The sequence below is a fragment of the Kitasatospora sp. NPDC023176 genome (assembly GCF_055560495.1).
Genome location: NZ_JBVHIP010000022.1, coordinates 41707 through 52110, shown reverse-complemented (window position 1 = coordinate 52110; position 10404 = coordinate 41707). Strand labels below are relative to the sequence as shown.

Below are 10404 nucleotides of genomic sequence, written 5' to 3'. Positions count from 1 at the left end.
CTGGACTCCTCGGTGCACACCTCCTATAAACCATCCCATGACCCGAGGCAATGTGAACGCTCACACCGAAGCCCGCTTCCCCCGGCGAACCGTGCACCTGGACTTCCACACCAGCCCCGACATCCCCGACGTGGGACGGGACTTCGACCCGGTGGCCTTCGCCCAGGCCTTCCGGGACGCCCGCGTCGACAGCGTGACCGTCTTCGCCAAGTGCCACCACGGCCGCCTCTACTACGGCACCGAACGCCCGGAACGCCACCCCGGCCTCGCCCCCGGCCTGGACCTCCTCGCCGCTCAGATCGACGCCCTGCACGCCGTGGGCATCCGGGCGCCGATCTACCTGTCCCTCCAGGTCGACGAGTACGCCGCCCAGGAGCACCCCGAATGGGTCGCGCACGACGAGAACCTGAAGATCAGCCGCTGGACCACCTCGGCGTTCCAGGCGGGCTGGAACGTCCTCGACATGTCCAGCCCCTACGCCGACCACTTCGCCGACCAGTTGGACGAGGTGCTGCGCCGCTTCGCCCCGGTCGACGGGATCTTCATCGACATGTGCTGGAACCAGCCGAGCCTGAGCCGCTGGGCGGTCGACGGGATGCGCCGCGACGGCCTGGACCCGGCCGACGCCGACCACCGAGCCCGCTACGCGGACCTGGTGGCCCGGCGCTACATGGCCCGCTACTCGGCGATGGTGGAGAAGGCCCTGCCCCCGGACGCCGCCCAGGGCGTCTGGTTCAACGGCCGCCCGAAGACCGGGCTGCCCGACGAGCGGCAGTTCGTCCGGCACGTCGAGATCGAGGGGCTGCCCACCGGCGGCTGGGGCTACGCCTTCCTCCCGTACGTGGCCCGCTTCGTCCGCCCGCTGGGGCTGCCGACCCTCAGCCACACCGGGCGGTTCCACGAGAGTTGGGGCGACAGCGCCGCCCTCAAGCCCCGGGCGGCGCTGCTCTACGAATGCAGCCAGATGCTGAGCCACGGTCTGACCAGCGGCGTGGGCGACGTGCTCCACCCGCGCGGCGCGCCCGCCCCGGCGGTGTACGAGCTGATCGGCTCGGTCTACCGGCACATCGAGGAGTGCGAGCCGTTCCTCGACGGCGGCCGGATCGTCAGCGAGCTCGCCGTGATCGCCGACCCCGGCCTCGGCGACAACCCCGGCGCGAGCAACATCGGTGCCGTCCGGGCGCTCCAGCAACTCCGCGCGCAGTTCGACGTGGTACCGCCGACGGCCGACCTGAGCGGGTACCGGGCCGTCGTGGTGCCGGAGACCACGACGGTCGACGACGCCCTCGCGGAGCGCCTGCGGACGTACCGGCGGGCCGGTGGCGCGGTGCTGCTGGTCGGGCCCGCGCTGCTCCGGAACGGCACCGAACCGGCCCTCCCCGACCTCCCGGTCGAGGACCTGGCACCGGCTCCGGCGGGTGAGGTCTTCCTGGCCTGCGAAGGTGTCCCCGGCGTCCCGGAGGACTTCCCGGTGATCAGCCACGGCGCCCGGCTGACCGCCCGGGCCGTTCCCGGCGCCGACGTCCTGGCCCGGGTGGTGGCACCCTACTTCCCGCGCTCCTGGGACCGGTTCTGCGGCCACTCCTACACTCCCCCGGCCGACCCGACCGAGGAGGTGGCCGTCGCCGTCGGCGCCGGAGTGGCCGCCGTGACCGTACCGCTGCTGGAGTCCTTCCACGAGCACGGCCTGGAGACGTACCGTCAGCTGCTCGACGCCGCCCTGGACCGGCTCCTGCCGGACCCGCTCGTCCGGGCGGGCGGGCCGGTCCACCTGGAGACCACCGTGGTACGGACCGCCACCGGCACCGTGGTGCACCTGATCAGCTTCGTACCGTCCCGGCAGACCCCGGAGCTGGACCTGGTGCACGACCCGTTCCCGCTGGTCGACGTGCCCGTCGCCGTCCGGCTCGCCGCCGCGCCGCGCTCGGTGCGGCTGCAGCCCGCCGGGCAGGAACTCGCCTGGCGGCACGACGGCGAGTACGTCCACGTGCGGGTCACCACCGCGGACGGGCACGCGATGGTCGTGGTCGAGCACGACTGACCGCGGGGCGCGGGCCCCGGGTCAGCCGGCGGGCAGCAGGGTCGGGTCCGCCATGATCCGGCGGACCGTCGTCTGGGCCGCGCCCAGCAGCGGTCCGCGCCGGCCGAGGGCGGACGGCCGCAGCGCCTCCGGGGCCCACGGACGGACGGTGACCCGGGCGGCCAGTTCGGCGCGCACGGAGGGCAGCAGCCACTCGGCCAGTTCGGCGTAGGCACCGCCGAGGACGAGGCCGTCCGGGTCGATGAGGTCGACGGCGGACGTGAGGGCCAGGCCGAGGGCGCGGCCCGCTCGGTCCAGTGCCCGCAGGGTGGGCGGGTGCCCGGCGCCCGCCCGCTCGGCGAGCAGGGCGACCGGATCGCCCGGGCCGTGCGGCGCGAGGCCGGCCTCGCGCAGCACGGCCGCATCGCCCGCGTACTGCTCCAGGCAGCCGCGGGCGCCGCAGGCGCAGCCGGGGCCGTCCGGGTGGACGGGGAGGTGGCCGAGTTCGCCGGCGAAGCCGCGGGCACCCCGGAACAGCCGCCCGTCGATGACCAGGGCGGCGCCGATCCCGGTCTCGGCGGAGACGTGCACGAAGGTCTCCACCGGCTGCTCGGCGTTCCAGTACTCCGCCAGCGCCCCGAGGTTGGCCTCGTTCTCCGGCTCGGGCACGGTGTCCGGGTCGGGCCAGTGGTCGGCGAGCCTGACGGTGTGCCAGCCGAGGTTCGGCGCGCGCTCGACCAGCCCGTCGGCGCCGTTCGGCACCACCCCGGGGACGGCCAGGACGCGGCCGTCGACGCGCAGCCCGAGGGCCGCGGCCTCCGCCTCCGCCTCGGCGGCCAGCGCGGCGGCCTCCGCCAGCACCTGCCCGGCCGGCCGGCCCGCGTTGGCCCGCTCCAGCCGGCGCCACACCCGCGGCTCGCCGCGCAGGTCGACGACGCACGCGCCGAGGTGGGTGACGCCGATCTCCAGGCCGAGGCCCGCCGGGCCCTCGCCGCTCACGGCCAGCGCCCGCCCGGGTCGGCCGACCCGTCCGCTGGCGGTGGCCACGGCCTCGGTCACCGCGCCGCGACCGATCAGCTCGTCGACCAGGGAGGAGACGGCCGCCCTGGTCAGCCCGACGCGGCCGGCGACGTCCGCGCGGGAGAGCGGGGTGTGCGCGGCGACGGCGCCGAGGACCACCGCGAGGTTCTGCCGTCGCATGTCCTGCAGCGACGCGGGCCCGTTCTCCGCGCTCCTGCTCGCCCTGCCGACCACTGTCACGCGCCGTCCCTCCTACCGGTCCCCGGCCGGGGCGCCCTGCAAGGCCCCGGCCCGACGCAGGGTATCCCCGATCCGCGTCAGTGCGTCGTCGTCCTTCTTCACCGGCTCCAGCACCGGTCCGTGGGCCGTCCGCCAGCGGCGCGCCACGGTGTCGGCGGGCTCGCCGGTGAGGAGGGCGGCGGCCTGGGCGGCGGCGCCGAGCGCGACCAGCTCCTGGGCGTCGGGCACCTGGACCGCCCGGCCGGAGAGCCGCCGGACGGTCTGCTGCCAGGCCCGGCCGCGGGCGCCGCCGCCGATCAGCAGCAGCGGCTCGTCGCCCGCCGGGTCCGCTCCGCCCGCGCGCAGCACGCCGTCCAGGGCGGTGAGGAGGGCGTGGGCGGCGCCGTCGTAGGCGGCCTGGAGCAACTGCCCGGGGGTGGTGTCGTGGCGCAGTCCGTGGACGAGGCCGGAGGCGCCCGGGAGGTCCGGTGTGCGCTCGCCGTCCAGGTAGGGCAGGACGACGACGGTGCCGCCGTCCTCGACCTCGTCACGGCCGCGTCCGAGCAGGACGGCGAAGCGGTCGACGGCGAGGGTGCAGTTGAGCGTGCAGGCCAGCGGCAGCCAGCGGCCGAGGGCGTCGGCGAAGCCCGCGACGGTGCCGGTCGGGTCCGCCGGTCTGGTCCGGCCGACGGCGTAGACGGTGCCGGAGGTGCCGAGGCTGAGCACCGGCTGCCCGGGGAGCAGGCCGAGCCCGAGGGCCGCGGCCATGTTGTCGCCGGTGCCGGTGGCCACCGGCGCGCCCTCGCGCAGCGGCGTCCCGGGGCGGACGACGCCGGCCCTCGCCCCCGGGGGCAGGACCTCGGGCAGCAGCTTCGGGTCGAGACCGAGGCGGGCGAGGACGTCCTGGTCGTAGCCGTCCGGCCCCCACCAGCCGGTGCCCGAGGCGTCGCCCCGGTCGGTGACCGCCTCGCCGGTGAGCCGCTCCGTCAGGAAGTCGTGCGGGAGGCGGACGGCCGCGACGCGGTCGGCGGCGGCGGGTTCCTCGGCGCGCAGCCAGGCCCACTTGGCGGCGGTGAAGGCGGCGGTCGGCACGCTGCCGGTGCGGCGGGCGAGTTCCGCCGCACCGATCGCGGCCTTCAACTCGGCGGCCTGGGACGCGGATCGGACGTCGTTCCAGAGCAGTGCCGGGCGGACGGGCGCTCCGGCCTCGTCGAGGGTGACCAGGCCGTGCTGCTGGCCGGCGATCGACACGGCGGCCGCGCGGTCCGCCCAGCCCGTTCGCGCCGCGGCCTCCCCGAGTGCCTCCCACCACTGCTCGGGGTCGCTCTCGCGGCCGACGCCGGTGCTGACGGTGTGCGGGGCGCGGCCCTGGCCCAGGACGGCGCCGGTGTCGATGTCGACGGCGAGCGCCTTCGTGGACTGGGTCGAGCTGTCGAAGCCGATCACGACACGCTGCTCAGCCATGCGTTCCTCCGGTGCGGGGGGGTTACTTCTGACGTTCCGGCATACTAATTTGTTGAGAGCCCTGACAAACACCCCTCGGCACAGATCCGGAGCCGCTCCATGTCCAGCGACGCCCTCACCCCCACCCCCGCGCACAAGTTCACCTTCGGTCTGTGGACCGTCGGCTGGCAGGGGCGCGACCCCTTCGGCGACGCCACCCGCCCGGCCCTCGACCCGGTCGAGACCGTGCAGCGGCTGGCGGAACTCGGCGCCTACGGCGTCACCTTCCACGACGACGACCTGATCCCCTTCGGCGCGGGCGACGCCACCCGCGAGCAGAGCGTCAAGCGCTTCCGCGCCGCGCTGGACGCCGCCGGGCTGACGGTCCCGATGGCGACCACCAACCTGTTCACCCACCCGGTCTTCAAGGACGGCGCCTTCACCGCCAACGACCGCGACGTACGCCGCTACGCGCTGCGCAAGACGATCCGCAACATCGACCTGGCCGTGGAGCTCGGCGCCTCGGTCCACGTCGCCTGGGGCGGGCGGGAGGGCGCCGAGTCCGGCGCGGCCAAGGACGTGCGCACCGCGCTGGACCGGTTGAAGGAGGCCTTCGACCTGCTGGGCGAGTACGTCGAGCAGCAGGGCTACGACCTGCGCTTCGCGATCGAGCCCAAGCCGAACGAGCCGCGCGGGGACATCCTGCTGCCCACGGTCGGCCACGCCCTGGCGTTCATCAACGAGTTGGAGCGCCCCGACCGGGTCGGCCTCAACCCCGAGGTCGGCCACGAGCAGATGGCCGGGCTCAACTTCCCGCACGGCATCGCCCAGGCCCTGTGGCACGGCAAGCTGTTCCACATCGACCTCAACGGCCAGTCCGGCATCAAGTACGACCAGGACCTGCGCTTCGGCGCGGGCGACCTCCGACAGGCCTTCTGGCTGGTCGACCTGCTGGAGACGGCCGGCTACGACGGCCCCCGGCACTTCGACTTCAAGCCGCCGCGCACCGAGGACCTCGACGGCGTCTGGGCCTCGGCGGCGGCCTGCATGCGCAACTACCTGCTGCTGGCGGAGCGTTCCCGCGCCTTCCGGGCCGACCCGGAGGTCCGGTCCGCGCTCGCCGCCTCCCGGCTGCCCGAACTCGCCCTCCCCACCGCGCAGGACGGCCTGGCCGCACTGCTGGCGGACCGCTCCGCGTTCGAGGAGTTCGACGTCGACGCAGCCGCCCGGCGCGGCATGGCCTTCGAGCAGCTGGACCAGCTGGCCCTCGAACACCTCCTCGGCGCCCGCTGACCGTATCCGCGACCGAGCCGGGCCGTGCGGATGGCACGACCCGGCTCGCTCCGTCGTGGGTTCACCCCCGCGAGGCGGGTGGCTGTGCCTGGGCTTCGACCACCAGTGCGTGGCCGGGGTGGTTGGTCAGGCCCGGGGCGGCGAGGCCGACCTCGGCGAGGTACCGGCCGGTCAGGGTGAGCGCGGTCGTACGCCGCGCCCAGGCGGGCCAGGTGTGCTCGGGGGCGGAGAGTTCGGGGCGTACCCGCAGGGCGTAGCGGGTCGTGGGCTCCAGGCCCGGCAGGCGTACGGGCGCGCCGTTCTCGGCGACGGAGGTGTCCAGCTGGACGTAGGCGAAGACGGCGTGGGTCCGGTCACGGGAGACGACGCCGTGGACCCAGGCAGCCGGGTCGGGGTGGTCGGTGCGGACGACGTCGCCACCGTGGAGCAGCGGCCGCAGCTGCTTGTAGGCGCTGACCCACGCGGTGAGCGCGGTCAGGTCCTCCGGTGACCACCTCGCGAGGTCGGACTCGATGCCGGCGTGGCCGAACAGGGCGGTGGCGCAGCGGAAGGCGAGCGTGGTGTCGCGGCGGCTGATGTGGGCGGGGGCGGAGCCGACGTGGGAGCCGATCAGCTCGTAGGGCAGGAGGAGACCGGTCCAGCGCTGGATGGCCTGGCGTTCGATCGGGTCGATGTTGTCCGATCCCCAGATCCGGTCCGTCCGCTCCAGGATGCCGAGGTCGGCGCGGGCCCCGCCGGAGGAGCAGGACTCGATCTCCAGCCCGGGATGGCGGTCGCGCAGCTCGTCCAGGAGTCGGTAGACCGCCGTCGTCTGCGCGTGCACGCCGGGCCGGCCCTCGTGGACGGCGTCGGCCAGGTCGCGGTTGTGGTCCCACTTGAGGTAGTCGATGCCCACGTCCCCGACCAGGGTGCTGATCCGCTCCAGCAGGTGGGCGAAGGCGTCGGGGTGCGCGACGTCCAGGACGTGCTGGTTGCGCTGCTCGAACGGGAGGCGCTCGGCATCGGCGAGGAACCAGTCGGGGTGGGCTCGGGCCAGGTCGGAGTCGGGGTTGACCATCTCGGGCTCGAACCAGAGACCGAACTGCATGCCGAGGCCGTGGACGTGGTCGGCGATCGGGCCGAGCCCGTCGGGCCACACCTCCTGGTCGACGTACCAGTCGCCGAGGCCGGCCCGGTCGTGGCGGCGGTGCCGGAACCAGCCGTCGTCCACGACGAACCGCTCCACGCCGACCGTCGCCGCGGTGTCGGCGAGGGCGCGCACCCGCTCGGGGTCGTGGTCGAAGTAGACCGCCTCCCAGATGTTCAAGGTGACCGGCCGCGCGGTGGACGGGTGGCGGGGCCGGTCTCGGAGCATGTCGTGGAAGCCGCGGCTGATCCCGTCCAGACCTGTGCCGGAGGTCGCGAAGTACACCCACGGGGTCCGGTAGGACCCGCCCTCCGCCAGCCGGACCTCACCCGCGTCCAGCAGTTCGCCGCCGCCGAGGACCGTCGTACCGTCGGCCAGCCGCTCGGCGTACTGGACGTGGTTGCCGCTCCAGGCGGAGTGCACGCCCCAGACCTGGCCGTGCCGGAAGCCGAAGCCCTCGGTGCCGGCGAGCAGCAGCCCGGCGTCGAAGCCGGTCCGGCCACGGCGGTTCTCCCTCGACCACACGCCCTGGCGCAGCGGGGCGCGCTGCGGGGAGCGCTCACGGGCCCAGCGGCCGGCGAAGTCCAGCAGTTCCGCGGCGTGGGCGGGTACCGGCAGCACGCACACCAGTCCGTCCAGCGTGTAGGCGTCGGTCGCCGTGTTGGTCAGGGCGTGGCGTAGCCGTACCACGCCGTGCGCCGTCATCTCCAGCTCGGTGTCCAGTGCGAGCCCCGCGCCACGGTCCAGGGCGCGCACGTGGACGACACCGCCCCGGCCGTCCCGGGCACGCGCGCTGACCGGTTCGGCGAGCTCGAACCGCAGGGGGCGGACCCGGCCGTCGCGGTGCCCGGCCAGGGCCGGCCGTCCGAACCAGCCCTGCCCCTGGAAGGGCATCAGACTCCCGGCCCGGTGGCCCGGGCCGCGGCCCATGGCGTCGAGCACCTGCGCGGCGTCACCGGCGCGGAAGCCGGGATCGACGCCCCAGTGCAGCACGCGGGGCAGCCCGGGGCCGGCGGTGTCGAGCGCGAGGGCCGCATCGCCGGCCGTCAGCACGATGACGTTCGATTCAGTCATGTCGTCCTCGTCAGGGGTGGGTCCTGGTGCGGTGCCCGGCGGGCGCCGAGCTACACCCTGGCAGCACGGCGGCCGTGCGGCGCAGAGGCCGTGCGGTCGCTTCCGCCCTGCGGGGAGGGGCTTCGGCGGGGATCAGCCGAGCCTGGCCGCGACGTCCGCACCTTCCCGGACGAAGACCGGGATGCGTTCCAGCGGGGCTTCGGCGTCGAGCGTCGTACCGCCCTCCAGCAGGCGCCCGGTGACCGGGTCGAGCCAGCGGGCGCCGGACGGCAGGTACACCCGGCGGGCCCGGGCGCCCGCCTCGTAGACGGGTGCCACCAGGACATCGGGGCCGAGCAGGAACTGGTCGTCCGTCTCCCAGGCGCGCTCGTCCTCGGGGAAGTCGAAGAACAGCGGGCGCATCGGCGGGGCGCCGGTGCGGTGGGCGTCCTCGGACAGCCTGCTCAGGTACGGGCGCAGGCGCTCGCGCAGCACCAGGTGCTCGCGCAGGATGCGGTACGCCTCCTCCCCGTACGACCAGACCTCGTTCGGCCCGCCGGTCATGTCCGTGGCGAAGGCGGGGTGGTTGGGCTCCCGGTCCCCGTGCAGCCGCATGACGGGAGTGAAGGTGCCGTACTGGAACCACCGGATCAGCAGCTCGCGGTACGCCGGGTCGTCCGGGTCGCCGCCGAAGAAGCCGCCGATGTCGGTGTTCCACCAGGGGATGCCGCTCATCGCGACGTTCAGGCCCGCCCTGATCTGGCGCCCGAGGGAGTCGAAGGTCGTCGGGATGTCGCCGGACCACAGCAGGGCCCCGTGGGCCTGGCTGCCCGCCCAGGCGGAGCGGACCAGCGACAGCGGCCGGTCCTCGCCCGCCGCGCGCAGGCCGTCGGCGACTCCCCGGACGTGCTCCAGCGGGTAGAGGTTCGCGGCCTCGGCCGCCGGCCCGGCCGCGTAGACGGCGCGCTCGGCGCGGTCAGGGGGAAGGTCGGGTTCGCAGGCGTCCAGCCAGAAGCACGCCACGCCCGGCGAACGGTAGTTGTCGCTCAGCCGCTGCCACAGTGCGGCGCGTGCGCCGGGGTGGGTCGCGTCGTAGTACGCCATGGGGCGGATCAGCGCGTCCCCGCCGTACCGGGACGGCCACGGGTAGGTGAGCAGGCCGCCGTCGGCGTCCCGGACGAGGTGCCCGGCCAGGCGCAACCCGTCGTAGGTGTCGCTGCCGGGCTCGACGGTGGGCCACACCGAGACGGCGAGTCTCACCCCGAGGTCCGTCAGCTCCTTGACCATGGCGGCGGGATCGGGCCACTCCCGCTCCTCGAAGCGCCAGTCGCCCATCCTCGGCCAGTGGAAGAAGTCACAGACGATGACCGACAGCGGCAGTCCCCGCTCCTTGTACTCCCTTGCCACCGCCAGGAGTTCGTCCTGGGTACGGTAGCGCAGCTTCGACTGCCAGAAGCCTGAGGCCCAGTCGGGGAGCAGGGGCGGTCGGCCGGTGGCCCGGGTGTAGGAATCCAGGATCCGGGCCGGGGTGTCGCCGGCGGTGATCCAGTAGTCGATGCGCCCGCCGGCGTCGGCGGTCCACCGGGTGGTGTCGGCGCCCAGGTCGACGCGACCCGTGGCGGGGTTGTTCCACAGCAGTCCGTAGCCGCGCGAGGAGTGCAGGAAGGGGATCGCCGCCACGGTGTTGGCCTGGACGAGGTCGATCACACAGCCCTTCTGGTCCAGCCGCCCGTGCGGGTGCTGCCCCAGGCCGTGCAGCCGTTCACCGTCGTAGGCCTCGAAGGACTGTTCCGTCCGGCCGCCCGCCGCGTGGCGGCGGGAGCCGGCGTGATGTGCGTGCGGGCTGCGCTCGGCGAGGAGTTCGCGGCCCGACCCGGTGTGGCGGAACGTCAGCCGGCCGTCCGCCGAGGCCTCGACGGCGATGCGGCCGTTGACCAGGCGGGCACGGCCGTCGTCCGCCACGGACGTTTCGGCGGGCGGCGAGGGCGGGGGGCTCGCCAGCGCGCCGGGGGCGGCGGGGTCGATGGTCCCGGCCGAGGCCCGCACCCGGACGGCGTCCGGCCCCCAGGGCTCGATGCGCAGGACCTCTGCGGCGGTGTGCCGTTCCAGGCCGCCCGCGCGGATGCTGTAGGGCAAGGGTGATTCCTCTTTCTTCTCCGGTGGCGGGTGTGTGCGGGCCGGCGCCCGAGTGCGCCTCCGGGTGCCGGGAGGAGGAAGCGCGGGGCCCGCG

The 10404-nt window shown here is 74.8% G+C and carries 6 protein-coding genes; 2 read left to right on the top strand and 4 right to left on the bottom strand.

Annotated features, from left to right (window positions below; translation table 11 throughout):
- Positions 1-37: 37 nt before the first annotated feature.
- The gene (locus ACZ3YL_RS26645; RefSeq protein ID WP_465660100.1) at positions 38-2041 is read left to right on the top strand and encodes an alpha-amylase family protein; all 2004 of its coding nucleotides are present in this window, start codon (positions 38-40) and stop codon (positions 2039-2041) included.
- A gap of 21 nt (positions 2042-2062) precedes the next feature.
- Here ACZ3YL_RS26645 and ACZ3YL_RS26640 read toward each other — a convergent pair whose 3' ends face one another.
- On the bottom strand, positions 2063-3220 hold the full coding sequence (locus ACZ3YL_RS26640; protein ID WP_465660099.1) for an ROK family transcriptional regulator: 1158 nt from the start codon (positions 3218-3220) through the stop codon (positions 2063-2065).
- Between the two features lie 72 nt (positions 3221-3292).
- A complete protein-coding gene (gene xylB, locus ACZ3YL_RS26635; protein ID WP_465660098.1) occupies positions 3293-4723 on the bottom strand; it encodes a xylulokinase in 1431 nt (476 codons plus the stop codon).
- Between the two features lie 99 nt (positions 4724-4822).
- On the opposite strand from xylB, the gene xylA reads away from it, so the two are divergent.
- Positions 4823-5995 (top strand): xylose isomerase, encoded by a 1173-nt coding sequence (xylA, locus tag ACZ3YL_RS26630; protein WP_465660097.1) that lies wholly within the window; start codon positions 4823-4825, stop codon positions 5993-5995.
- 61 nt (positions 5996-6056) lie between these two features.
- Here the strand turns inward: xylA and ACZ3YL_RS26625 are convergent, their stop codons facing one another.
- Both ACZ3YL_RS26625 and ACZ3YL_RS26620 read right to left on the bottom strand, forming a co-directional pair.
- A complete protein-coding gene (locus tag ACZ3YL_RS26625; protein ID WP_465660096.1) occupies positions 6057-8195 on the bottom strand; it encodes an alpha-galactosidase in 2139 nt (712 codons plus the stop codon).
- Positions 8196-8327: 132 nt separating this feature from the next.
- The gene (locus ACZ3YL_RS26620) at positions 8328-10310 is read right to left on the bottom strand and encodes a glycoside hydrolase family 31 protein (RefSeq protein ID WP_465660095.1); all 1983 of its coding nucleotides are present in this window, start codon (positions 10308-10310) and stop codon (positions 8328-8330) included.
- Between the last annotated feature and the right edge of the window lie 94 nt (positions 10311-10404).

Bases quoted from the DNA above. Each gene is read 5' to 3' on its own strand.
- ACZ3YL_RS26645 (WP_465660100.1), top strand. From the start codon at position 38: ATGACCCGAGGCAATGTGAACGCTCACACCGAAGCCCGCTTCCCCCGG.
- ACZ3YL_RS26640 (WP_465660099.1), bottom strand. From the start codon at position 3,220: ATGCGACGGCAGAACCTCGCGGTGGTCCTCGGCGCCGTCGCCGCGCAC.
- xylB (WP_465660098.1), bottom strand. From the start codon at position 4,723: ATGGCTGAGCAGCGTGTCGTGATCGGCTTCGACAGCTCGACCCAGTCC.
- xylA (WP_465660097.1), top strand. From the start codon at position 4,823: ATGTCCAGCGACGCCCTCACCCCCACCCCCGCGCACAAGTTCACCTTC.
- ACZ3YL_RS26625 (WP_465660096.1), bottom strand. From the start codon at position 8,195: ATGACTGAATCGAACGTCATCGTGCTGACGGCCGGCGATGCGGCCCTC.